We start from the raw sequence: 25,340 nt of genomic DNA on the forward strand, positions 1-25,340 counted from the left end.
TGAATTTGTCATCGAAATGCATTAAAATCCGCACAATTATTTTAACAGTTTAAGGATATAGGTTAATGGCTGACACGGATAACAATAAAGAAACAGCTGAAGGTGAAGCTGTCAAAGAAGGCGGTAAAAAAAAGTTAATCATCATTATTGCAGCCGCCAGTATATTATTATTAATAATTGCAGCCGGCGCTTACTTTTTATTTTTCAATGACAGCGCTGAAAAAGAACAACCCGTCGTAGAGCAAGTGGTTGAAGAAGAAGTGGATAATGGGTTTGTTGAAAATGTTTATGTGCCTATGCCTCTGCCTTTTGTTTTTAATGTTGAAGATGGTAAACGTACGCGTTTGGTACAAATTAAAGTGCAATTAATGGTTCGAAACAACGAATATGCGTTACTTACTCGCAAGCATAGGCCACTATTAGAAGGCACAATTGTTAAGGTATTAAGTTCTGCAACGGTTGCACAATTGCGTAGTCCAGAAGGTAAAGAAGCTCTTAAGAGCGATCTTTTAAAAGCACTAAATGAAGCTACATCAAAAGTTGAGCAAAAAGCATTAATTAATGCGGTACTATTTACAGGCTTTGTTTTACAGTAAATTTTAGTGACTATTTAGCCCATTTTACTTTCATCATAATAGAGTCGTTATTACGAAGAGCAAAGTTTAAGCGGTTTAATTTTATTAATGGTCGAACGGCAAACATGATGTTTGCCTGAATCATTACTTTTTTAATTCTTTATATCAGTAGGATTTTTCATGGCAGATTTGTTATCCCAAGATGAGATTGATGCGCTACTTCATGGCGTAGATGATGTTGAAGAGGATATTGCTGAAATTGATGGTGGCTCTGAAGAATCTCTTGTTCATTTTGATTTTTCCTCACAAGATCGTATCGTTCGAGGACGTATGCCAACCTTGGAGTTGGTTAATGAACGATTTGCGCGTCATTTAAGAATTAGTTTATTTAATATGTTACGTCACACGGCAGAAGTCTCCATTAATGGCGTGCAAATGCTTAAATTTGGTGAATATTTACACACCCTTTTTGTACCAACCAGTTTGAATATGGTACGTTTTCGCCCATTGAAAGGAACCGCTCTCGTCACCATGGAAGCACGTTTGGTATTTATTCTTGTGGAGAATTTCTTTGGCGGTGATGGTCGCTATCATGCAAAGATAGAAGGACGCGAATTTACGCCAACGGAGCGCCGTATTATTCAAATGCTGTTAAAAATAATATTTGAAGATTACCACGATGCATGGGCCCCCGTGATGGACGCTGAATTTGAGTACCTTGATTCAGAAGTTAACCCTGCCATGGCGAATATTGTTAGCCCGACCGAAGTTATCGTCGTTAATTCTTTTCATATTGAACTTGATGGCGGTGGCGGTGATTTTCATATTGCAATGCCTTACGCTATGTTAGAGCCAATAAGAGAATTACTTGATGCGGGTGTGCAGAGTGATAAAGAAGATACCGATCAGCGCTGGAGCCAGGCGCTTGAAGATGAAATTATGGATGTATCGGTCGATATTACCGCTAAATTATTGGAAAAAGAGTTAACCTTGCGCGAAATGATGAATTTTAAAGTGGGTGATATTATTCCTGTGGATATGCCAGAGTCAATGTTGGTATCTGTAGAGGGATTGCCGACATTCAAGGCAACGTTAGGGCAGTCTAATGAGCAGTTAGCCATGAAAATAACAGAGCGCTTGAGACGTCCGAAGATACATAATAGTAAATTACAGATTTCAAATTTAAAATTAGGCTCTGAAGAACACTAGCATAATTAGTTCTTAGGATAACTAACGATAGTCATAAAAATGGTAAATAGGGAAAAATATGAGTAATGAACAAGATATGGCTGATGAGTGGGCTGCGGCACTCGAAGAATCTGGTGACGCTGGCAAAGCCAATCAGATTAATAGTGTTGAACTTGATGAACTTAAGGACACGTCAACGGGATTAGATAGTGAAGAATCATCACGCTTAGAGAGTATACTTGATATTCCCGTGACTATTTCCATGGAAGTTGGCCGTAGCAAAATTAATATTCGTAATTTATTACAGTTAAACCAAGGTTCGGTGGTTGAACTGGATCGCGTTGCTGGAGAGCCTTTGGATGTTTTGGTAAATGGGACCTTGATAGCGCATGGTGAAGTGGTTGTGGTTAATGATAAGTTTGGTATCCGATTAACGGATGTCATCAGCCAAACTGAACGAATTAAAAAGCTAAAATGAGGATTTTTTTCCTTACTATTGCAGCCGTTTTTTCTAGCAATGTATCTGCTATGGAGGAGAGTATGAACAACCCTGATTTTGCTTTGGGTAGCGTACTTGCCTCCTTGCTATTAGTCATTGCCTGTATTTTTTTATTTGCTTTTTTAATGAAAAAAACCAATCTTTTAAAAAATGGACAGGGAAAAACTGCAATGAAAGTGGTTGCGACATTGCCACTAACTAATAAAGGTCGCGTGCAGATAGTTGAACTTAATGGTCAACACTATCTATTAGGAGTGACGGAGCAAAATATCTCACTACTTGATAAATATAGTAAACCGTTAACTACTGACGAGCCTACTACAAAAGAAGTAAATACCTCTTTTGCTACATTATTAGCTAAAATAAGTCGTAAATCAGATGCGTAAAATATATCCGCTACTTGCCCTTATCTTATTACTCTTCTCACCTCAGCTATTGGCACAAACAGGGGCGTTATCCGCTGTAACCGTTACCACTAATAGCGCAGGAAATCAAGAGTATAGCGTTACGCTACAAGTATTAGCGTTCATGACTGCGTTAAGTTTCTTGCCTGCGATGCTTATTTTAATGACCTCCTTTACGCGTATTGTTGTCGTGATGTCAATTTTACGACAGGCACTTGGTTTGCAACAAACCCCTTCAAATCAAGTGATTAACGGGATCGCATTATTTTTAACTTTTTTTATTATGGCTCCGGTCTTCGACCGTATTAATGAGGCTGCGCTGCAGCCTTACTTAAGTGAAGAATTGACCATTGTTCAGGCGCTTGAAAAAGGCAAAAAGCCGATGATGGATTTTATGTTAGCGCAGACGCGTCTGAAAGATTTGGAAACCTTCATGGAAATCGCGAATGTTCAGGCCGAGACACCAGAAGATGTGCCTATCACAGTGCTTATTCCTGCTTTTGTTACCAGTGAATTAAAAACCGCATTTCAAATTGGTTTTATGATCTTCATTCCTTTTTTAATTATAGATTTGGTCGTGGCAAGTATTTTAATGGCAATGGGGATGATGATGTTGTCACCGATGATTATTTCATTACCATTTAAGTTGATGTTATTTGTTTTAGTGGATGGTTGGAATTTGATTATGGGTAGTTTAGCTAATAGCTTTGGCCTGTAGGAGAGCAGATGGAACCTGAAGTATTTGTCTCTATTTTTAGACAAGCATTATGGCTTGTACTGATGTTAGTTTCGGCCGTTATTGTACCGAGCTTGTTAATTGGTTTAGTGGTTGCCATTTTCCAAGCGGCGACTTCTATCAATGAGCAAACATTAAGTTTTTTACCGCGTTTAATGATGACCTTAATCGCGCTTGCATTTGGTGCGCATTGGGGAATGGAAAAGCTGATGGTGTTTTTTATCTCAATGATTGAACAGATACCGCAAGTTGTAGGTTGATGGTATTTTCTGCTGAATTTTTGCTCGATTGGCTTGCCTCTTATTTATGGGCATTTTGTCGTATTGCGGCCATGTTGATGGTGATGGTTGTGGTTGGCTCTCGTACCACACCAACACGTATTCGCCTTTTTTATGCACTGGCAATTACATTTGCTGTGTTACCCGTCCTACCTCCTTTGCATGTCACTATCGAGCTCTTTTCATTTGCCAGTGTCATTGTTATTTTGCAACAACTATTGATTGGTATTGCAATCGGTACAATCTCAATTTTCGTGGTGCAGACCTTTGTCGTTGCGGGACAAATTATTGCAATGCAAACCAGTTTAGGTTTTGCTTCGATGGCCGATCCGACTAATGGGCAATCCTCCCCCGTTGTTGGGCAATTTTATGTGCTATTAGTGACACTTCTCTTTTTAGCGGTAGATGGACATCTGTTGATGATCGAAATGATTGTGCGCAGTTTTGATACGCTTCCAATATCTATGCAAGGCTTATTAGCAACCGATTATGAAAAACTGGCCAGTTGGTTTTCTTTGATGTTTAGTGCCGCATTAGCCTTTTCAATCGCATCCATGGTAGCCATGCTTTTAGTCAACCTCTCCTTTGGCATAATGACCAAAGCGGCACCACAATTAAATATATTCAGTTTAGGCTTTTCAATTAGCATGGTGTTTGGTCTATTTATTTTGTGGGTAACCATGATCAATGTCCCTATACACTTTGATAATCAATGGTTGCGTGCGATTAATTTAATGTGTGAATTAATTAATAATAGCTGTGAAAGGCCGTAACTATTATCTGCCTTATATGGGGCTTCACTTTGATCATCTAGGAGAGTTGTAGCGATGGCTGAAAATGAAAACGGCACGGAACGTTCCGAAGATGCCACCCCCGATAAGCTGCGAAAATCCAAAGAAAAGGGGCAAGTTGCTCGCTCTAAAGAGTTAGCGACAGCTTCCGTATTAATTTCAGCCTCTATTGCCATTATTATTTTTGGCGAGCGTCTCGCTTATCAGCTATTTCTAATGATGAAACGAAGTTTCACCCTTGTTCGTGATGATATTTTTGCCCCTGAGCAGATGTGGTTACATATATCGGCAGGCTTTTCTGGCTTGGGTTTACCGATGTTTATTATTTTATTTATGCTTTTCATTGTTTCCATCTTAGGTAGCTCACTATTGGGTGGGATGATATTTAGTACGCAAGCGATGATGCCTAAATGGAGTCGTCTAAGCCCTGCTGCGGGTTTGAAGCGTATGGTTGGAAAACAGGCATGGGTTGAGTTAATAAAATCAATTCTAAAGGTGCTTGTCGTGATGGGAATAGCGTGGTGGATTTTAGGCGTTACCTTTAACGAAATATTACAGTTATCCGTATCGCCTTTGCCTGGTAGTGTTTTTAAAGCATTAGATATGATTGCTTGGATGTTTATGGTGTTATGTTTGTCATTGTTAATCATAGTGGCTGTTGATGTACCTTATCAAATACATAAACACAGTGAAGAATTAAAAATGACTAAACAAGAGGTGAAAGATGAGTACCGTAATTCAGAGGGGAAGCCCGAGGTAAAACAGCGGATCAGACAGCTCCAATATGAGGCATCACAACGCAAAATGATGGGAGATGTGCCCGATGCGGATGTGATAGTGACCAATCCAACACACTATTCGGTCGCTATTAAGTATGAGCAAAGTGGTGACAGAGCTCCCTATGTTGTCGCTAAGGGGGTTGACTTTATGGCGATGAAAATAAGGGAAGTTGGACGGGAAAATGAGGTGCCAATTTTACAATCACCAGCGCTCTGTCGTGCCTTATATCATAGTACAGAGATCAATGACGAGGTGCCTGAAGCTCTATTTGCCGCAGTGGCACAAGTGCTTGCTTACATTTATCAATTGGACCGATTTCGTCAAGGCAAGTCTGGCCGTCCTAAAGCACTTCCTAGTGATTTGGTGATACCAGATGACTTTAAATATGATAGTTAATTTTTTGCGACCTACTTTTATCATCTATTTAATTAGAAGTTGTTCAAATTATTGTAAATGATTTATTATAGTAGCCGTTTGAATTCAGCATGATCATACAATTTATGGCATGATTCCTATCACAGACATCATCACTTGATTATAGGTTAACAACATTAATACACTATTTACTTCCCTATGGGCAAATAGAGCAAAATTAGGTGGCGGTTTAGGTACACCTATCATGGTGTTGGCTGCGCTAGGTATGGTTATGTTACCAATGCCCGCGTTTCTACTTGATATGCTCTTTACCTTTAATATCGCACTTTCTTTAGTGGTTTTATTCGTTTCCATTTATACCCGACGTCCGTTGGATTTTGCTGCATTCCCAAGTGTATTGTTGATTGCTACATTATTACGGCTTGCGTTAAATGTCGCCTCAACACGCGTTGTGTTACTTGAAGGTCATCAAGGTGGCGCTGCTGCAGGACATGTTATTGAAGCATTTGGGTCGGTTGTTATTGGTGGCAATTTAGCTGTTGGTTTAATTGTTTTCCTTATTTTAATGATCATTAACTTTGTTGTTGTGACTAAAGGTGCTGGTCGTATTTCAGAAGTAAGCGCCCGCTTTACTTTGGATGCCATGCCCGGAAAACAGATGGCAATAGATGCCGATCTCAATGCGGGATTAATTGATCAAGATCAGGCACGAAAACGACGCGAAGAAGTAACTATGGAAGCTGACTTTTACGGTTCCATGGACGGTGCGAGTAAATTCGTGAAGGGTGATGCCATTGCCGGTATTATGATCCTATTTATTAATATTATCGGTGGTTTCATCATTGGTATGTTGGAATATGACCTGCCATTTTCACAAGCCGCTGAAATTTATACTATATTGACCATTGGTGATGGCTTAGTCGCACAAATACCCTCTCTACTTTTATCCATTGCTGCTGCCATTACCGTTACCCGTGAAAATACTGATGCCGACATGGGTGGGCGGATGCTGGGTCAAATGTTTGACAACCCCAAAGCATTAATGATCACGGCGGCTATTTTATTAGTAATGGGCATTGTACCGGGGATGCCTCATTTTGCCTTTTTATTATTAGGTGGTATGGCTGCTGGTGGCGCGTATTGGCAATTTAGTCGTAGTAAAGCTAAAGAAGAAGCCGCACTACAAGTGCAAGAGAGTAGCGTAAATGAGAACGCCAAACAAACAGCCGTTAATAAAGAGTTAGGCTGGGATGATGTGCGAAGTGTTGACACCATCGGGCTTGAGGTCGGCTACCGTTTGATCCCCCTTGTTGATCGAAGTCAAGGAGGTCAGTTACTTGATCGTATTAAGGGCGTGCGTAAAAAATTGTCGCAAGAAATGGGGTTTTTAATCCCACCAGTTCATATACGTGATAATTTAGATTTACCACCTAATAATTATAATATCTCCTTGATGGGTGTTAGCTGTGGTTTTGCTGATATTTATCACGATAAAGAGATGGCTATTAATCCAGGACAAGTTTTTGGCCCTATCGATGGTGTCGCTGGGATTGATCCTGCCTTTGGCTTGGAAGCAGTTTGGATAGATGAAGTTCAACGAAACTTAAGCCCAAGCGTTAGGTTATACCGTGGTGGATACCGCCACCGTGGTTGCTACTCATTTAAGCCAGATTTTAAGTAACAATGCCGCGCAATTGTTAGGCCATGAAGAGGCGCAAAATCTGTTAGATTTGTTGGCTAAAAAACACCCTAAATTAGTCGAGGGATTAGTACCAGAGACATTATCCTTGAGTAGTGTTGTGAAAGTATTACAAAATTTGCTCAATGAAAATGTAGCACTGAGGGATATCCGTACAATTGTTCAAACCTTAGTTGACTATGGACCTAAAAGCCAAGACACGGAGGTATTGACTGCCGCGTGTCGAATTTCACTAAAACGCATGATCGTGCAAGAAATCATTGGCAATGAACTCGAATTACCTGTTATAACACTATCTTCAGATTTGGAGCAAATTTTGCATAAATCTATGCAAGCTGGTGGTGCTGATGGTGCAGGTATTGAGCCGGGATTGGCTGAAAGAGTACAATCTTCATTACTAGAGGCGGCACAACAGCAAGAATTGATGGGGCAGCCTGCGGTATTGTTAACCTCCGGTATATTACGCGGTACGTTAGCTAAATTTGTAAAATATACAATTCCGAGTTTACATGTTCTGTCATATCAAGAGATACCCGATGACAAGCAGATAAAAATAATTAGTTCGATAGGGCAATAATTGGTTGTTATAGATGAAAATTAAACGTTTTTTTGCAAAAGATATGCGTACAGCAATGACTGAGGTTAAAGAAGTTCTTGGACCTGATGCTGTGATCATGTCTAATAAAAAAGTAGTTGGCGGCATTGAGATTGTTGCTGCCGTCGATTATCAATCGGAAAAAACGGAATTACAAAAAAATAAAAAAAATGATGACCCCTACGGCTTGTTAGCTGAGGATAATGTGCAACTTTCTTCTCAGGCTAGTAAAGCGCCGATTAGGTTAAAAGCATCCCCCCGTAAAGAGGATAAAGAGAGTGGTGATGATTTTGCTAAATCATTAAATTCATTCTTCGGTAAAGTGAATGCACAGCAGGCAAAAAACAGTGCAAATAAGGTCGCTCCAACGGCTAACCATAACGGGGAATATTCATTAGCTAAAAATAAATATTCAGCTGATGTGGCGCAGCCTAAAACATTAGCAGAGCAACAGAATTGGAGTCATCCTAAAGAAGCGAAACCGGCTTCGCCCTCTATTCGACGAAGCGCCCCTGTTAGTCGTAGTGGAGAGAATAAAGAGATAGCAAAAATTAGCGAAGATGTTGCTTCATTACGCAAATTATTAGAACATCAAGTATCTGGATTACTATGGCAAGAATTAGAACGTAAAGAGCCTGTTCGTGCGATGGTTATCAAATGGCTAACTGGCGCCGGATTTTCTCATGATGTTGCAGATAAATTAGCCGAATATATTCCAGAGGATGCGTCTTCGTCACAAGTTCAGGATTATATACAAGCATTATTGCAAGAAAAATTAAAAGTAGGTAATAATGAAATTTTAGCGCAGGGAGGAGCCATTGCGCTTTTGGGGCCAACTGGGGTTGGAAAAACAACCACCATTGCCAAACTTGCAGCGCAATTTGCCATGAAATATGGTGCTGAACAGGTTGCATTAATTACTACTGATACTTATCGTATAGGGGCTCATGAGCAATTAGCAACCTATGCTAAAATAATGGGCTGTGCGATACGGGTTGCAAAAGATGCCGATGAGCTTTCAGAGATATTGTATCAATTCAGAGAAAAGCGTTTAGTACTTATTGACACAGCTGGGATGGGGCAACGAGATGTACGATTATCGGAACAACTTGATACGTTAATGCGTAATAGTCGGGTCAATATCCATAGCTATTTAGTTATATCATCTACATCTCAACGGCGTGTTATTGAAGAAGCTTTATTACATTTTAAACGAATTAAACTTTCTGGTTGTATCTTAACAAAAGTCGATGAAAGTGTCGGTTTAGGTGAAGTGCTGAGTGTTACCATGGAGCATGCGCTACCTATTAGTTATGTGACAACGGGGCAGCGAGTGCCTGAAGATATTGAAATAGCAAAAACGGAAAGTTTAATCACGCAAACATTAGAGATGATGAACGAGTTATTCACACAGCAGCAACAGCAGTGGTTTGATAACTTTAGCGATTAAATTTTTTGTTATAATTAGCAATAAAGGTAATAGCAAACCTTTATCGTATAAAATAAGTTAATAAATAATGAGTAATATGATGATTTCAGATCAAGCAAGTGGCTTAAGAAGAATGACAAATAATCAAGTAAAAGTAATTGCCGTTACCGGTGGTAAAGGCGGCGTGGGTAAAACGAATGTTACTTTGAATCTTGCTGTATCACTTGCGCAACGAGGCAAACGAGTTTTAATTCTAGATGCCGATTTAGGTCTGGCAAATGTCGATGTGCTACTTGGTATTCGCGTCACCAAAAATTTATCGCATGTCTTATCTGGTGAATGCACCCTTGATGAAGTGATTGTGGAAGGTCCGGATGGGGTCATGATTGTTCCTGCGACATCTGGAACACAGTCAATGGTTGAATTGTCTGATGTTGAGCATGCTGGGCTGATTCAAGCCTTCAGCTCTTTACAAACTCCGATCGATATTCTTCTGATCGACACCGCCGCCGGTATTTCCAATATGGTTGTCAGTTTTGCTCAAGCGGCGCAGGATGTGATCATGGTGGTTTGTGATGAACCTACATCAATTACAGATGCCTATGCACTGATTAAAATTTTAAGTAAACAAAATGGCGTTTATCGTTTTAAAATTGTTGCCAATATGGTTCGTAGCTTACGAGAAGGGCAAGACCTATTCACTAAATTGACGCGCGTAACGGATCGTTTCCTCGATGCTTCCTTAGAGCTTGTTGCTTGTATCCCATTTGATGGCAATGTTCGCCAAGCGGTGCGTAAGCAAAAAGTGGTTGTTGAAGCATACCCTAAAACACCTGCATCATTAGCATTAAAGGCATTAGCAAATCGAGTTTGTGATTGGCCTATCCCGAATCAACCCGGCGGACACTTGGAGTTCTTTATTGAAAAATTGTTACTCAATGATAATGCTAAAATAAGCGAGTTGCCATAAGTGATAAAAGCACAGGGCTATTACAATAATACTTCAGATCTCATTGACCGCCATTCTGAACTAGTAAAAAAAATAGCTTATCATCTTAATGCTAGGTTGCCTGCTACCGTGCTGATCGATGATTTGCTGCAATCTGGTATGATTGGTTTATTGGAAGCTGCGAGAAATTTTGATGCCTCTAAGGGCGCAAGTTTTGAAACTTTTGCAGGTATCCGGATACGTGGTGCAATGTTAGATGAAATACGTAAAGGCGATTGGGTACCGCGTTCAGTGCATAAAAACAGTCGTGAAATAGCGGCTGCAATCAACGCGGTTGAAAAACGTACTGGTCAAGATGCAAAGGACAGTGAAGTTGCAAAAGAGTTAGGTATATCACTTATTGATTATCAACAAATGTTGCAGGATGTAAATTGTGCTAGATTAGTTGCCTATGAAGATATTTCTGATTGTGATGAAGTGCATGGGGAAGAAAGTAGTGATACTGTTTTTGATGCTGTCAGTGAAAATCAATTTTCAAGCAAGCTCGTGGAGTTGATAAAACAGCTTCCTGAACGAGAAGCATTAGTATTATCCTTATATTATGATGAAGAGTTAAACTTAAAAGAAATTGGTTTAGTACTCGATGTGAGTGAGTCTAGAGTAAGCCAAATTCATAGCCAAGCACTACACCGCTTGAAAGCAAAAGCGCTAATTGCTTAGTGAGTTGCTAGACATGCTCTTCGATTACTAAGAGATACATCACAGTTGCATTAACAAATAAAGAAATGACAGGCTATTACGCTCATTTTTTTTTATATTTGCTTTTATTTATTTGTAGTAGATAAATAAAAATATTTTTTACTTAGGGGAATGTTTTGGACAGAAATATGAAAGTGCTAATTGTTGACGATTTTTCAACAATGAGAAGAATTATCAAGAATTTACTACGAGACCTTGGTTTTACAAACACATTTGAAGCTGATGATGGAAGCACGGCTTTACCTATGCTTAAAGAAGGCGGCTTTGAATTCGTTGTAACTGATTGGAATATGCCAATTATGCAAGGAATCGACTTGTTAAAAGAGATTCGCAAAGACCCCAACTTGAAACACTTACCTGTTTTAATGGTGACGGCTGAAGCGAAACGTGAACAAATTATTGAAGCGGCTCAAGCGGGCGTAAATGGTTATATCGTGAAACCTTTTACTGCGGGTACGCTAAAAGAGAAGTTAGATAAAGTATTTGAGCGATTAGGTTAAAAAGGAAATCGCTATGGCAAACCCATTGATGCCGCTACTCTCTATTGAACAAGCTAGAGCTGTTGTTGCTCATCTAGAAGCTGACGATATAGATGCTGCAAATAAAATTGTTGAAAATGTAACTCTTAGTACCATAAACAAAGATTTTGTGTTTGATAAAGTAGGTGAATTAACAAGAGAACTGCATGATACATTAGTTAGTTTTCAAGAGGACACTAGGTTAATTGATTTAGCTGACCATGAGCTTCCTGATGCTAAAGATCGTTTAAATTACGTTATTGAAATGACCGATAACGCAGCCAATAAAACGATGGATGCAGTTGATTCTTGTCTACCCATTGCCGATAAAATGATTGCTTCACTTGAAAAAATCAGTCCAAATTGGCAAGGTTTAATGACGCGAAATTTAGCGTTAGGCGATTTTAAAACACTTTGTCATGATGTTGATGCCATGCTTAAAGAGTCAACAATTAGTGCTTTAGATTTGCGATCTTCACTAACTGACATATTAATGGCACAAGACTTTCAAGACCTAACCGGACAGATGATTCGTCGGGTGATTACTTTAGTGCAAGAGATTGAAGCTAAACTGGTAGATATTTTAAAAATATCTAGTACAGAGATCGCGCTTAGTAACAAACGAGTAATAGAAAAAAACACTGAGAAAGATATTACCGCTGAAGGGCCGATTATGCGGGCCGAAGAACGCGACGACGTTGTAAATGGACAAGATGACGTAGATGATTTGCTTTCTAGTTTAGGATTTTAAGGATAAAGATAATGACCTTTGAAGTAGATGAAGAAATCCTGCAAGACTTTTTGGTTGAAGCTGGTGAAATTTTAGAATTATTATCGGAACAGTTAGTTGAACTGGAGAATAATCCAAGTGACACGGAATTATTGAATGCAATATTTCGCGGCTTTCATACGGTAAAAGGTGGTGCTGGTTTTTTATCCTTAACTGAGCTTGTTGAAACATGCCATGGTGCTGAAAATGTTTTCGATTGTTTGCGACAAAATAATCGCTCAGTAACTGCCGTATTGATGGATACCATATTAGCTGCGCTTGATGTTATTAATGAGCAATTTGACGCTGTCAAATCCGGAGATCCGATCAATGCGGCTCCTGAGGATATTTTGGCAAAGTTACACCAATTAAGTAAACCCGAGTCACTAGATGAAGTGGCAACTAAATATGAAGTCCCCGTTTCTGAGTCTGAGCCAGTTGTCGCCCCCGTTGAAGTCGCTGATGACAATCACAATATAGACGATATTAGCGAAGATGAATTTGATGCCCTGCTAGATGAACTGCATGCAGTTTCAGGCTCCTCAGTCGTTGCTCCCCCTGCTTCTCCTGAAAATGCTGAGATTAGTGAAGATGAATTTGAGTCGTTATTAGATGAATTACATGGTGTCGGTAAGCACTCATTGACGGCGCCTGCTGTACAAAATAATAAAGAGCCGCATAGCTCCGATGCGATAGCCGATGATGAATTTGAATCTTTACTCGATGAGCTTCATGGTAAAGGGACTCATGGTGGAACGCCCAAAGTCTCACAAGAAAAACCCGCTGCGGCTGAAGTAAATGGCGATGAAATAAGTGACGATGAATTTGAATCTTTACTCGATGAGTTACATGGGGTAGGCAAGGCGGCTCAGACAACGTCTAAAACAGAGCCAGAAGCTGAATCCAAGCCTGCAGCAATTGAGCCTGCTAAAGCTCCTGCTCAAAGTGCCACAAACTCCAGCAAAGAGGTTAAAGCGCCAGCTGCCACTCCGGCTCCTGCTGCCCCAGCAGCTAAAGCCATGCCGGCTAACGCTGCTAAAGCGACGATCGTCGAACCGACCGTCCGTGTAGATACCGCCATTCTTGATGAAATTATGAATATGGTCGGTGAATTAGTATTGGTGAGAAATCGTTTGGTCAGTCTTGAAACAACGACCGAAGATGAAGAGATTTCACGTGCAATTGCTAATCTTGCCATTGTGACGGGCGATCTTCAGGGGTCGGTAATGAAGACGCGTATGCAGCCAATCAAGAAAGTATTTGGTAAGTTTCCGCGTGTAGTGCGAGATTTAGCTCGCACCTTAGGCAAAAATATTAAACTTGAATTGGTTGGTGAAGATACTGATTTAGATAAAAATTTGGTTGAAGCTCTGGCAGATCCGCTCGTGCATTTAGTACGAAACTCGGTGGATCACGGTATTGAAATGCCCAATATACGCATGCAATCAGGCAAAGAAAAAGAAGGACGTATTTTACTTTCCGCTTCGCAAGAGGGGGATCATATCCTGCTTGTTATCGAAGATGATGGTGCAGGAATGGATGCTGAAAAATTAAAGCAAATTGCGATAAATAAAGGCATTTTAGATCAAGATACCGCTGAGCGTATGCCTGATAAAGAGGCATATACACTTATTTTTGCTCCCGGCTTTTCGACTAAAGTTGAAATTTCGGATATTTCAGGCCGTGGTGTCGGCATGGATGTAGTGAAAACCAGTATTACCAAGTTAAACGGCACTATTTCCATTGATTCAGCCATTGGTAAAGGTACGCGTTTAGAGATCAAAGTACCTTTAACTCTCGCTATATTACCGACATTGATGATAGTCGTTGGCGGACAAACCTTTGCACTACCATTAACGAATGTTAATGAAATCTTCCATTTAGATTTAAGTAAACAAAATATTGTTAATGGTCAACCTACAATTGTCATTCGTGACCGCGCTATACCTCTGTTTTATCTGAGTAAATGGTTAGCTCCAAAATCAGCATCTGCATTAGAAACAAAGAAAGAGGGGCATGTGGTGATTGTTCAGTTAGGTGTTCAGCAAGTTGCATTTGTTGTTGATGCGTTACTCGGGCAGGAAGAAGTCGTTATTAAAGCACTGGATCGTTTGTTAACGGGGACACCGGGTATGGCTGGAGCGACGATTACTAGCGATGGTGGTATTGCACTTATTCTTGATATACCAAGCCTACTGAAACATTACGTATAAAAATAGGATCCAATATGGTGATCAAAGTATTAGTTGTTGATGATTCAAGTTTTTTTCGTCGAAGAGTAAGTGAGATCATTAACAATTCACCTGCATTAGAGGTGATTGGAACTGCAAATAATGGTTTAGAAGCGGTAGAGATGGTCGCGAAATTAAAACCTGATGTTGTCACCATGGATATAGAAATGCCGGTGATGGATGGTATTACCGCCGTAAAAAAAATAATGGCATCAAATCCGGTGCCAATTTTAATGTTTTCATCGCTGACCCATCAAGGTGCTAGTGCTACGTTGGATGCACTAGAAGCCGGTGCAGCAGATTTTTTACCGAAAAAATTTGAAGATATCGCGCGTGATAAAGAGGAAGCAATAACACTGCTTCAACAGCGTATTAAAGCAATCGCGAGTAAACGAGTTCATCGAGTTATAACACCAACCACACAACCTACAATAACGAAAACGACCAGTCGAGCGCCTAGTGCGACCTTGACTGCGCTACAAAAATTGAACAATAGACGAGCAGAAAGTACAGCGACTTCAGCCGCTAAACCTCTCTCAACACTAACGAACAGGAATGTGACCAGTGCCCCTTCCCGACATGCGGTTTTTAAAGCGTCGGGTAAATCCTACGATATATTGGCTATTGGTACTTCAACTGGTGGTCCTGTGGCGTTACAAACTATTTTAACGGAGTTACCCGCGGATTTTAAATTACCCATTGTTTTAATTCAGCATATGCCTGGTACCTTCACTAAAGCCTTTGCTGATCGTTTAAATGGTGTTTGTAAAATTAATGTAAAAGAGGCAAGTGATGGGGATAAGCTGCTTCCTGGTTGTGCATATTTAGCACCTGGTGGAAAGCAGATGTTAATAGATGGGCGTCCTGGTAATGCTTCCATCCGTATTCATGAAGGCAGCGATAAACTAAACTATAAACCTAGTGTCGATATTACATTCGCATCATTATCAAAAAGTTATGGTGGAAAGGTGCTTGCGGTTGTGCTTACTGGAATGGGAGCAGATGGCCGTGAGGGGGCGCGTATGCTTAAGGAAAAAGGAGCCGTTATTTGGGCACAAGATGAAGCCAGTTGCGTGGTGTATGGCATGCCTCAAGCGGTTTTTAAAGCCGGATATACATCGTATTCATTACCGCTAGATCAGATAGCTAAATCGATTAATATTGAATTACGACATGAATAAGCTCGCTCTATTTGGTTTTTTTATTATTATTTCTAGCTTACTGATTGCACAAAGCTATCACGGTGCATCGATACAAGGAATTCTGGACTTACCTGCTTTTCTCATTGTCTTTGGTGGCACCTTAGGAGCTATTTTAATACAAACTTCCTCTAAGCAGTTTTTAGATGCATTGAAATTATTGCCAAAAATATTTTTAGCGCCTTCCTCCTCTCTTATTGAACAATCACTAAAGATCAAAGAGTGGTCACATAAATCGAGATTGCATGGTTTATTAAGTTTAGAGCAAGCCAATGATAATAGCTTAGATCCCTTTACCGATAAGGGCATAGCAATGATAGTCGATGGTAGCGATCCGATTGCATTGCAAGATGTTTTACAGCATGACATTGATCTTGAGTGCGAACATCAGGAACGTAGTGCACAAATCTTTGAGTCAATGGGAGGATATAGCCCGACTATCGGGATCATCGGTGCGGTACTCGGTTTGATTCAAGCGATGAGTTTTTTAGATGAACCTGAAAAATTAGGGAATGGCATTGCCATTGCATTTGTTGCAACTATTTATGGTGTTGGGTTTGCTAATTTTATCTACTTACCTATTGCCAATAAAATCCGTTTACATTATCGACATATTGCACTTTACAAAGAGATGACTTTAGTGGGATTAATTGCGATTTCCCATGGTGAAAATAGCCTATTACTTGAACGTCGCTTAGACAGTTATCTCAATAGAGCCGCCTATTAATGGGATTTCGGCCTCGCAGAAGATTGCATGCACATGGCGGCAATGACCTAAATCGTTGGACCGTCTCCTTTGCTGATTTCATGACATTAATGTTTGCTGTTTTTGTCGTTTTGTATTCAGTATCTTCAACTGAAGAAGATAAATACAAAGAGGTGATGCAAAGTATTCAGGAGGCGAGTAAATTACTCAATAATGCAATTTTAAGCAGTAATGATGCAGGGATTCTCGATAAGCAGAGTAATAATATATTAGAAGATAGTGGACCTGCTCTGCTTTCAGAGCATCGATATCAACAAGCTGAAAATGAATTGTCAGCGGTAGATGATCTTAAAGAAGGGGTAGAGCTGAAACAGTTAAAGACTGAGCTGGAGAATTTATTTTCAGCGGAATTAGATAATGAATTGCTAGTTATTAAGGATGATGGTGATTGGTTAACTTTAGAGTTTGCCGGGCAAATGTTATTTGCAGGCGGAAGTCATACACTACTTATATCAGCAAATGAATTGCTAAAAGCATTGGCGAAAAGTATACAACCGATTGATAATTTAATCCGAGTCCGTGGTTATGCCGATCAAACAAAGGTCTCCAATGAGATCTACTTTTCAAATTGGGAACTCTCTGCTTTTCGGGCATTTAGTGTATTACATGAATTAGCTAATTTAGGCATCGATCCACAAAGAATGGCCGTCGAAGCTTATGGTTCATACAGTCCAATTTATCATTCTGATGGTAGCGTTAATAATTTAGCGAGCCGAAGAGTTGTTCTGGCAATTTCACGTTACTCAATGGTTAAACAACCCAGCATAGAGTTGGCCAAGCCTATCGTTAAAACGGTCTCTGAGTCGGTGGCAACGCAAAAGCCAGACTTAGAGACGATGCAAGAATTGCATTTACCTGATGGCAGATTAATTTTCACAACAAGGCAGGAATAACGTTGTTTATTTGGACTGTAGCAAATCAAAAAGGTGGAGTCGGTAAAACGACCACTGCCATATCATTAGCGGGATTACTTGCTCAACGAGGTTATCGAGTTTTATTAATAGATACCGATCCACAGGCATCTTTAACTTGTTATTTGCAATTTGACCCTGAACAACTGCCTGTTAGTTTATTTGACCTCTTTGTTGAGCCTGCTGAAACGAAGGAAGAGCTGGCACAGGTTATTCTACCAACGGATTTACAAAACATCTCCTTAATTCCTGCATCGATGGCGTTATCAACCCTTGACCGTATGGTTGGAGGTCAAGATGGTATGGGGCTATTTATTAAAAAACAGCTAACCTTAGTCGAAGATGAGTATGATTTTGTTTTAATTGACTGCCCTCCTGTATTAGGGATAATGATGGTTAATGCACTTGCAGCCTGTGAAAAACTATTAGTGCCAGTGCAGACTGATTTTCTTGCATTGAAGGGGTTAGAGCAGATGATCAAAACGTTAGATATTATACAAAAATCCCACGCTGAAAATTTTGATTTTTGTATTATTCCAACCCTGTACGATAAACGTACGCGTGCATCTATCAATGCACTTGAGGTATTATTAGCAAGTTATGCCGATAAGGTATGGAGTGGTGTTATTCCCGTTGATACAAAATTTAGAGATGCAAGTTTAGATCACCTCCCCATCTCTATCTATTCACGTGATTGTCGCGGTACCATCGCCTATGAAGCTCTACTCAATGATTTAATGACAACAGAGAAATAAATGAAAAATCATAATGATCAAGCGATGGCGAACTATTTTTCGTCAATGTTATCTGAAAAAAACACTAAGCCAACGGCAACAGAAAAATCCGTTGATGTGATTGATTAGAACCTTTTCAAGAGCCTGTTCATTCATTGCCCGAGACATTGGTTTTTTCCCCATTGCCAGACTCATCGGAAGTTTCGGAATCATCGAAGTTATTAGAAAGTATCGATATTGTTGCTACGCCTGAATTAACTGAAACGATTGATATTAGTGGAGCTGAATTTGCTGATGAGTGGCAGCAACTTTCTATTGCCAATGAATTTCAAGTGTTATTTTTTGAATTAGCCGGATTGACCTTTGCAATCCCGTTAACTGACCTCGGTGGTATCCATAAATTAGACCGATCTCTGAATTCTTTACTTGGGAAGCCCGATTGGTTTGCTGGTGTGATGACACACAACGAATCATTGTTTAATATTGTCGATACAGCTAAATGGGTGAATCCAACACTTTCTTCGGAAACACTCAATTATAGCCATTATGTTTTATTAGGTTCAACGGAGTGGGGACTCTCCTGTGAAAAATTGTTAGGAACGGAAACGTTAACGAAAGAGCAAATTAAGTGGCGTAGTTTGCAGGCAGAAGACCTTGGCTAGCAGGGATGGTGAAGGATAAAATGTGTGCGTTGTTACATGCCGAAGAGCTCGTTAAACTATTAAATAGTGGTATGAATATTCACAGTAATAAATAGTGTTCAATGGACTTAAAAAAACACTAAGATTACTTTAATTAATATATAAGTAGGGAACCTTATGCAAAACAATGATAAAAAAATCGTGAAATCTGTAGATGATGAAGTCTTTCAAAGAGTAACTTTTCAACTTGAAAATGAAACCTATGGCGTCAATGTAATGCAGGTACAAGAAATTTTGCGTTATAGTGAAATTGCTGCGGTGCCCGGTGCGCCTAGTTATGTACTCGGTATTATTAATTTACGTGGTAATGTTGTCACGGTAATTGATACTCGTTCCCGCTTTGGTTTAATGCCTGCTGAAATTACAGATAATACCCGTATTGTTATTATCGAAGCTGAAAAACAGGTAATTGGTATTTTGGTCGATAGCGTTGCCGAAGTTGTTTACCTTAAGAAATCTGAGATAGAAGATGCGCCGCATGTCGGCACCGCTGAGAGTGCACAATTTATTCAGGGGGTAAGTAATCGAGGAGATGGTTTACTTATTCTGGTCGATTTGAATAAGCTGCTCTCTGAAGATGAGTGGGATGAATTAAATTTATTATAAGTTGAGTAAATAATGCTCTTATCCTATATCCCTTGGATTGCTTTGTTGCTATCTATTATTTTATTTGTTGTAAATTATCTATTCATAAAAAAACAACAACTTAAAATTAATGAATTACAGTCACTTGTTGAATCTCTTACGAGCAATAACGCGTCTTTTAAAAGACAGTTTACGGAAGCGCATGCGGTCAGTTTAGGGATGGGGAAGAAAATACAAAAATTTGAAAAAATGGTAAAACAAATTCAAGAAAATCATTCCAATTTAGTTGCACAAGCGCCTGAAAATAGGCTTTATACTCGAGCCATGAAAATGGTTGAGCTTGGTGCATCAATTGATGAATTGATGGTTGAATGTGAATTACCCAGAGCTGAAGCTGAATTGTTACTTAACTTGCATAAGAAGTAGGGATTTATTTTATTATTAACGAGCGCATGCCACAGGCAATGTGAATTGAGAAAAGTATGCGCTTGTATATTCCACTCTATTCCTCAGATAAAATCGCTGTGTTAACATTCTTATTTTTGCAACCTGCATCATTACGTTTTCATATTGCACATTTTTAATATTAGGTAGCTGGTATGCTTCATTGTAACAATTTAACCTGCGTGCGTGAAAATAGAGTTTTGTTTCAAAATTTTAATTTGATAGTCAAACCGGGTGATATTGTCCAAATAGAAGGCCCTAATGGGGTTGGAAAGACCTCTCTATTTCGTTTGTTAGTTGGATTGGCTCAGCCCTATTGTGGTGATATTTCTTGGCAAAATGAGAGTATCGCCTCAGATCGTGATGTTTTTCATCGACAATTATTGTTCCTTGGCCATAAATCGGGCGTAAAACCCGAACTGACAGCATTGGAAAATTTACAGTTTTTTCAAAACATGCATCCGGCTAAGGGAAGTTTTAATCTTTGCAGCGTATTAGCTAAGGTTGGCCTAGCGGGCTATGAAGATATACCAACATCACAGCTTTCAGCCGGGCAACAGCGTCGAGTTGCTTTAGCGCGTTTATGGATTAATGATTGTCCGTTATGGATTCTTGATGAACCTTTTACTGCAATTGATAAATCTGGCATTGCTGTATTGGAGGAACTTTTTATTGAGCATGCCAAAAAAGGGGGAATGTTGTTATTGACTACCCATCAAGATTTATCGATTGATAAAAAATTACTGAGAAAAGTGACCTTAGAAAAATCACTGAGTGACATTTATGTTTAGTGCTTTTGTGCAAATTGTTAGTAAAGAATTGAAGGGCGCATTTCGTCGTCAAAGTGATATTTTAAATCCGATTTGGTTTTTTGTTATTGTGGTGACCCTCTTTCCATTAGCGATTGGTAGTGAGCCCACTTTACTTAAACGTATTGCTCCCGGCATTATTTGGGTTGCTGCGTTATTGTCAGCATTACTCTCCTTTGAGCGGCTTTTTAAAGATGACTTCATTGATGGGAGTCTAGAGCAGTTAATGCTGACTGGTTACCCTTTACCTTGGTTGGTTAGTGCCAAGGTATTTGCGCACTGGTTGTTAACAGGTGTCCCAATTCTGTTGGTTTCACCCTTGTTAGCGATTTTTTTAGCGCTGGATATGCGCACTTATTACGCGTTATTTTTAACCCTTTTAATTGCGACCCCTATCTTGAGTTTACTCGGCGCGATTGGTGTTGCATTAACGGTAGGGTTACGTAAAGGGGGGGTATTATTAAGTCTCATCATGTTACCCTTAAGTATCCCAATTTTAATTTTTTCAACGATGGCGGTTGATGCGGCAGCTTATGGACAATCTTATTTAGGATTCTTAGCACTTTTAGCTGCTATGTTAGTGGCTTCAATTACATTGGCTCCTTTTGCTATTGCGGCCTCATTGCGCGTTAGTCTTAGTTAATTTTTTATAGTAGAGATAGATTATGTGGAAATGGTTACACCCCTACGCAAAACCTGAAAAAAGCTATCAATTAGCAGGTACGTTATTACCTTGGTTTGTTGTCGTAACTGTTGTTACATTTATTATTGGTATGGTATGGGGGTTATTATTCGCACCGCCAGATTATCAACAAGGGGATAGTTTTCGTATTATCTATATTCATGTCCCTGCTGCTATGATGGCGATGGCGGCATACTCAACAATGGCTATTGCTGCATTTGTCGCACTTGTTTGGCAAATTCGTTTAGCGGAAATGAGTGTTGCTGCAACTGCTCCCGTTGGTGCTGTTTTTACTTTCATTGCTTTATTCACCGGAGCTGCATGGGGGAAACCGATGTGGGGAACTTGGTGGGTATGGGATGCAAGGTTAACCTCTGAGCTAATTTTGTTATTTGTCTATCTTGGTATTATCGCGCTTTACAATGCATTCTCAGATAAAGCCTTAGCGGGGCGTGCGGCTGCCATTTTAACGCTTGTCGGCGTGATTAACTTGCCCATCATCCATTACTCAGTTGTGTGGTGGAATACGTTGCATCAAGGGGCAACAATTAGTAAATTTGAGAAGCCATCAATGGCCCCTGAAATGCTTTGGCCTTTGCTTATCATGATTATTGCTTTTGCTGCCTTTCTAGGTTCACTGAGTTTAATGCGTTTTCGTAATGAGATATTATCGCGAGAGAGTCACCGGCCTTGGGTGATTGCATTATTAACCAAACCGTCTGTGAATGTTTCAAAAGAGGGGTGTTAACAATGGCATTTTCTTCAATCAGTGATTTTTTTGCGATGGGCGGATACGCTTTTTATGTATGGTTGGCCTATGGCATCTCCTTTTTGGCGTTGCTTGTTTTGATCATTAATACCAGAGCGAAAAAAAAGAAAATATTAGTAACCGTTAAACAGCGTTTGTTACGGCAACAACGTATTAAAGATGCACAAAATGTAGAAGGCTCATTATGAATCCTAGGCGCAAAAAACGACTCTTAATTACTACCTCATTAATATTGGGATTATCGATAGCATTAGGATTAGTGTTATTTGCTTTGCAGCAAAATATCGATCTTTTTTATACACCGACAGAGGTGATACAAGGTAAAAAGGAAACCGGTGTTAAACCTGTTGTTGGGCAGACATTACGTGTTGGGGGAATGGTTGTACCGGGCAGTGTAAGGCGAGATCCTGATAGTTTAAAAGTGAGTTTTGATCTACTTGATAATGGGGGCGGGACGGTCACCATTTTCTTTGATGGTATTTTACCGGATCTTTTTCGCGAGGGGCAGGGGATTGTGGCGCAAGGTGAGTTAACCGCTGCGACAGAAATTTATGCCTTTGAAGTGCTTGCAAAACATGATGAAGAATATATGCCGCCTGATGTTGCCGATGCGCTTAAGGGCATGGAACATTTAAAAGTAAATAATAATTAAAGGACTGTTCAATGCTTGCTGAAATTGGTCAATTTTCATTAGCTATAGCCTGTATGTTAGCGTTATTGCAAACTGTTTATCCCCTTTATGGGTTGTATGCTAACCAGCCAAGTGCTATTGCATCTGCTAAAATATTGACGATTTTACAGTTTATATTTGTTTTTTTGGCCTTCATCATTTTAAGTTATTTATTCCTTGATAATGACTTTAGTGTTGCCTATATCGCGAATAATTCCAACTCATCACTGCCTTGGTATTTTCGCTTGTCAGCAGTTTGGGGAGCCCATGAAGGGTCACTATTGCTTTGGGTCTTTTTACTTGCACTGTGGAGTATGGCCGTTGCGGTATTGAGCAAAGCACTTCCCGTCGAGTCAATTGCGCGCGTCTTAGCTATATTAGGATTGATTTCATTAGGATTCTATCTTTTCGTTATCTTAACTTCCAACCCGTTTTTACGTACCTTGCCTTATTTTCCAGTAGATGGTCGAGACCTTAATCCTCTCTTACAAGATGTTGGTTTGATTATTCATCCCCCTATGCTGTATATGGGCTACGTTGGCTTTTCCGTGGCCTTTGCCTTTGCCATTGCGGCTCTATTAGAGGGGCGTCTTGATAGTGCTTGGGCAAAGTGGTCGCGCCCCTGGACAATGACTGCGTGGGTATTTCTTACCGTAGGCATTGCGCTTGGAAGTTGGTGGGCCTATGCAGAGCTTGGTTGGGGAGGATGGTGGTTTTGGGATCCCGTTGAAAATGCTTCATTTATGCCTTGGATTGCAGGCACTGCATTAATTCATTCCTTAGCCGTCAGTGAAAAACGTGGTGTCTTTAAGTCCTGGACTGTTTTACTCGCTATCAGTGCTTTCTCATTAAGTTTGTTGGGTACCTTTTTAGTGCGCTCTGGTGTTTTAGTTTCAGTACACGCTTTTGCCAGTGATCCCGCGAGAGGGTTGTTTATTTTGGCATTCCTTATTCTCGTTATTGGTGGCTCACTATTACTCTATATCATTCAAGCATCTAAGGTAAAAAGTCGAGGTAAATTCTCACTCTGCTCGCGTGAGAGTTGGTTACTTATTAATAATATTTTTTTAATTGCCGCCTTGATAGTCGTACTTTTGGGAACGCTATTACCTCTTGTTCATAAGGAGATAGGTTTGGGTAGCATCTCCATTGGCGAACCCTTTTTTAATCGTATCTTTACCGTACTTGTGGTGCCATTTTCCTTGTTTTTGGGAGTTGGCCCGTTGATGCGTTGGAAACGTCAAAATATGGCTGAACTATTCGCACCATTAGCTATCTCATTAGTTGCTAGTGTCGTTTTCACCTTAATATTTTTATTCCAATTCGCCTCGCATTTTACTTGGTTGGCCGTGTTAGGTGTTTTTCTTGGTTTTTGGATATTATCGACCACGTTCAGTGAGCTTTATTTGCGCTCAACGCATCGTTTTTCTCTTGTAAAAGGGTTTATGAAATTAGGTAATAGCCATTGGGCGATGAGCTTAGGCCATGCAGGTTTTGCGGTGTTAATTATCGGTATCACGATGACGCAAAATTACTCCATTGAACGAGATGTTAAATTAGCCGTTGGTGAGAATATTGCTTTTGAACACTATCATTTTCATTTTGATGCGCTCGAAGCGTTACAAGGTAGTAATTATAAGGGCACAGTTGGTGTGTTTACCGTATATAAAGAGGCCAATGTGATTGCCACACTGCGCGCTGAAAAACGCTTTTATACTGTACAAAGAATGCCAATGACGGAAGCTGCGATTGATGCCGGTATTACTCGTGATTTGTATATTGCAATGGGTGAAGCCTTACCCGATGGTGCATGGGCGGTGCGTATTTATTACAAACCGTTTATTCGTTGGATTTGGTTTGGGCCACTACTAATGGCATTGGCGGGTGTATTGATGATCATTGACCGTCGTTACCGCGTTAAAAAAACAATAAATGCTCTACAGGAAGCTGCATAATATGGCTAAAAATCGTACCCTATTGGCTTTGTCGATCCCTTTAATTATTTTTGTTATTGTCTGTTATTTTCTTTTTAAGGGCTTATATTCTGACCCGCGTAAATTAGATTCAGCATTAATTGGGCAACCCGTCCCTGAGTTTACCCTGCAGGATATTTATAGCCCGGAAAAACAGTACGATTGATCAATTTTTACAGAGCAAAAATTGTTACTTAATGTATGGGCAACTTGGTGTCCTACTTGTTATGCCGAACATCAATTTTTAAACCAATTGGCTGGGCAGGGGGTTTATATTGTTGGTATGAATTATAAAGATCAACGCCCCAAAGCGATTAAGTGGCTCACAGATTTACATGACCCTTATAAAGTTAGTCTGTTTGATGAAAATGGCATGCTTGGTTTAGATCTTGGTGTTTATGGTGCGCCAGAGACCTTTTTTATTGATAGCAAAGGCATTATTCAATACCGTCATGTTGGTGATTTGAATGCTCAAATCTGGGAAAATGAACTCTCCGCTATTTTTGCCAAAATGGAATAATC

The 25,340-nt window shown here is 39.9% G+C and carries 29 protein-coding genes and 1 pseudogene; all 30 read left to right on the forward strand.

What is annotated here, in order from left to right:
• The first annotated feature begins 65 nt into the window (after positions 1-65).
• The 30 genes and pseudogenes from AB1A03_RS07180 (at position 66) to AB1A03_RS07320 (ending at position 25,338) form a co-directional block, all read left to right on the forward strand.
• A complete protein-coding gene (locus AB1A03_RS07180) occupies positions 66-596 on the forward strand; it encodes a flagellar basal body-associated FliL family protein (RefSeq protein ID WP_354623972.1) in 531 nt (176 codons plus the stop codon).
• Between the two features lie 159 nt (positions 597-755).
• Positions 756-1,784, forward strand: a complete 1,029-nt coding sequence (fliM, locus tag AB1A03_RS07185; RefSeq protein ID WP_354623973.1) for a flagellar motor switch protein FliM — start codon at positions 756-758, stop codon at positions 1,782-1,784.
• Positions 1,785-1,842: 58 nt separating this feature from the next.
• Entirely contained in the window at positions 1,843-2,241 is a 399-nt protein-coding gene (fliN, locus tag AB1A03_RS07190) for a flagellar motor switch protein FliN (RefSeq protein ID WP_354623975.1), read from the forward strand.
• A 62-nt stretch (positions 2,242-2,303) separates the two neighbouring features.
• Positions 2,304-2,648: a flagellar biosynthetic protein FliO gene (gene fliO / locus AB1A03_RS07195; protein ID WP_354623976.1), complete on the forward strand. Its 345-nt coding sequence runs from the start codon at positions 2,304-2,306 to the stop codon at positions 2,646-2,648.
• Positions 2,641-3,384 carry a flagellar type III secretion system pore protein FliP gene (gene fliP, locus AB1A03_RS07200; RefSeq protein ID WP_354623977.1) on the forward strand — a complete coding sequence of 248 codons (744 nt, stop codon included), beginning with the start codon at positions 2,641-2,643 and terminating at the stop codon, positions 3,382-3,384. The genes fliO and fliP overlap by 8 nt, the downstream gene beginning before the upstream one ends.
• An 8-nt stretch (positions 3,385-3,392) precedes the next feature.
• Positions 3,393-3,662, forward strand: a complete 270-nt coding sequence (gene fliQ / locus AB1A03_RS07205) for a flagellar biosynthesis protein FliQ (RefSeq protein WP_354623978.1) — start codon at positions 3,393-3,395, stop codon at positions 3,660-3,662.
• On the forward strand, positions 3,662-4,453 hold the full coding sequence (gene fliR / locus AB1A03_RS07210; RefSeq protein WP_354624186.1) for a flagellar biosynthetic protein FliR: 792 nt from the start codon (positions 3,662-3,664) through the stop codon (positions 4,451-4,453). Before fliQ ends, fliR begins: the two co-directional genes overlap by 1 nt.
• Positions 4,454-4,507: 54 nt before the next feature.
• Positions 4,508-5,647, forward strand: coding sequence for a flagellar biosynthesis protein FlhB (gene flhB, locus AB1A03_RS07215; RefSeq protein WP_354623979.1), 1,140 nt, complete (start codon positions 4,508-4,510; stop codon positions 5,645-5,647).
• Positions 5,648-5,801: 154 nt separating this feature from the next.
• Positions 5,802-7,902, forward strand: a pseudogene (gene flhA, locus AB1A03_RS07220) (flagellar biosynthesis protein FlhA).
• Positions 7,903-7,915: 13 nt separating this feature from the next.
• The gene (flhF, locus tag AB1A03_RS07225; protein ID WP_354623980.1) at positions 7,916-9,370 is read left to right on the forward strand and encodes a flagellar biosynthesis GTPase FlhF; all 1,455 of its coding nucleotides are present in this window, start codon (positions 7,916-7,918) and stop codon (positions 9,368-9,370) included.
• 79 nt (positions 9,371-9,449) lie between these two features.
• Complete coding sequence (locus tag AB1A03_RS07230; RefSeq protein WP_354624187.1) at positions 9,450-10,319, forward strand: MinD/ParA family protein; 870 nt, start codon at positions 9,450-9,452, stop codon at positions 10,317-10,319.
• Complete coding sequence (locus tag AB1A03_RS07235) at positions 10,320-11,018, forward strand: RNA polymerase sigma factor FliA (protein WP_354623981.1); 699 nt, start codon at positions 10,320-10,322, stop codon at positions 11,016-11,018.
• Between the two features lie 155 nt (positions 11,019-11,173).
• Positions 11,174-11,557 (forward strand): chemotaxis response regulator CheY, encoded by a 384-nt coding sequence (gene cheY, locus AB1A03_RS07240; protein ID WP_354623982.1) that lies wholly within the window; start codon positions 11,174-11,176, stop codon positions 11,555-11,557.
• A gap of 13 nt (positions 11,558-11,570) precedes the next feature.
• Entirely contained in the window at positions 11,571-12,326 is a 756-nt protein-coding gene (locus AB1A03_RS07245; RefSeq protein ID WP_354623983.1) for a protein phosphatase CheZ, read from the forward strand.
• 11 nt (positions 12,327-12,337) lie between these two features.
• On the forward strand, positions 12,338-14,557 hold the full coding sequence (locus AB1A03_RS07250; protein ID WP_354623984.1) for a chemotaxis protein CheW: 2,220 nt from the start codon (positions 12,338-12,340) through the stop codon (positions 14,555-14,557).
• Between the two features lie 14 nt (positions 14,558-14,571).
• Entirely contained in the window at positions 14,572-15,756 is a 1,185-nt protein-coding gene (locus AB1A03_RS07255; protein ID WP_354623985.1) for a protein-glutamate methylesterase/protein-glutamine glutaminase, read from the forward strand.
• Positions 15,749-16,501: a flagellar motor protein gene (locus AB1A03_RS07260; protein ID WP_354623986.1), complete on the forward strand. Its 753-nt coding sequence runs from the start codon at positions 15,749-15,751 to the stop codon at positions 16,499-16,501. Before AB1A03_RS07255 ends, AB1A03_RS07260 begins: the two co-directional genes overlap by 8 nt.
• On the forward strand, positions 16,501-17,433 hold the full coding sequence (locus AB1A03_RS07265) for a flagellar motor protein MotB (protein ID WP_354623987.1): 933 nt from the start codon (positions 16,501-16,503) through the stop codon (positions 17,431-17,433). Before AB1A03_RS07260 ends, AB1A03_RS07265 begins: the two co-directional genes overlap by 1 nt.
• A 2-nt stretch (positions 17,434-17,435) precedes the next feature.
• Positions 17,436-18,206 (forward strand): ParA family protein, encoded by a 771-nt coding sequence (locus tag AB1A03_RS07270; RefSeq protein WP_354623988.1) that lies wholly within the window; start codon positions 17,436-17,438, stop codon positions 18,204-18,206.
• 134 nt (positions 18,207-18,340) lie between these two features.
• The gene (locus AB1A03_RS07275; protein ID WP_354623989.1) at positions 18,341-18,847 is read left to right on the forward strand and encodes a chemotaxis protein CheW; all 507 of its coding nucleotides are present in this window, start codon (positions 18,341-18,343) and stop codon (positions 18,845-18,847) included.
• Between the two features lie 156 nt (positions 18,848-19,003).
• Positions 19,004-19,492, forward strand: a complete 489-nt coding sequence (locus AB1A03_RS07280) for a chemotaxis protein CheW (protein ID WP_354623990.1) — start codon at positions 19,004-19,006, stop codon at positions 19,490-19,492.
• Positions 19,493-19,504: 12 nt separating this feature from the next.
• On the forward strand, positions 19,505-19,897 hold the full coding sequence (locus AB1A03_RS07285) for a DUF2802 domain-containing protein (protein ID WP_354623991.1): 393 nt from the start codon (positions 19,505-19,507) through the stop codon (positions 19,895-19,897).
• A 173-nt stretch (positions 19,898-20,070) separates the two neighbouring features.
• Positions 20,071-20,706, forward strand: coding sequence for a cytochrome c biogenesis heme-transporting ATPase CcmA (gene ccmA, locus AB1A03_RS07290; protein WP_354623993.1), 636 nt, complete (start codon positions 20,071-20,073; stop codon positions 20,704-20,706).
• A complete protein-coding gene (gene ccmB / locus AB1A03_RS07295) occupies positions 20,699-21,367 on the forward strand; it encodes a heme exporter protein CcmB (RefSeq protein ID WP_354623994.1) in 669 nt (222 codons plus the stop codon). The genes ccmA and ccmB overlap by 8 nt, the downstream gene beginning before the upstream one ends.
• Before the next feature lie 22 nt (positions 21,368-21,389).
• Complete coding sequence (locus AB1A03_RS07300) at positions 21,390-22,154, forward strand: heme ABC transporter permease (RefSeq protein ID WP_354623996.1); 765 nt, start codon at positions 21,390-21,392, stop codon at positions 22,152-22,154.
• A gap of 2 nt (positions 22,155-22,156) precedes the next feature.
• Positions 22,157-22,363, forward strand: a complete 207-nt coding sequence (ccmD, locus tag AB1A03_RS07305; RefSeq protein WP_354623997.1) for a heme exporter protein CcmD — start codon at positions 22,157-22,159, stop codon at positions 22,361-22,363.
• The gene (gene ccmE, locus AB1A03_RS07310) at positions 22,360-22,827 is read left to right on the forward strand and encodes a cytochrome c maturation protein CcmE (RefSeq protein ID WP_354623998.1); all 468 of its coding nucleotides are present in this window, start codon (positions 22,360-22,362) and stop codon (positions 22,825-22,827) included. Before ccmD ends, ccmE begins: the two co-directional genes overlap by 4 nt.
• An 11-nt stretch (positions 22,828-22,838) precedes the next feature.
• Positions 22,839-24,800, forward strand: coding sequence for a heme lyase CcmF/NrfE family subunit (locus AB1A03_RS07315; RefSeq protein ID WP_354623999.1), 1,962 nt, complete (start codon positions 22,839-22,841; stop codon positions 24,798-24,800).
• A gap of 1 nt (position 24,801) precedes the next feature.
• Positions 24,802-24,984 (forward strand): hypothetical protein, encoded by a 183-nt coding sequence (locus AB1A03_RS17345; RefSeq protein ID WP_502945931.1) that lies wholly within the window; start codon positions 24,802-24,804, stop codon positions 24,982-24,984.
• Between the two features lie 3 nt (positions 24,985-24,987).
• Positions 24,988-25,338 (forward strand): DsbE family thiol:disulfide interchange protein, encoded by a 351-nt coding sequence (locus tag AB1A03_RS07320; RefSeq protein WP_502945935.1) that lies wholly within the window; start codon positions 24,988-24,990, stop codon positions 25,336-25,338.
• Positions 25,339-25,340 lie beyond the last annotated feature (2 nt).

It is taken from the genome of Psychromonas sp. MME2, from assembly GCF_040566515.1.
Taxonomy (GTDB): domain Bacteria; phylum Pseudomonadota; class Gammaproteobacteria; order Enterobacterales; family Psychromonadaceae; genus Psychromonas.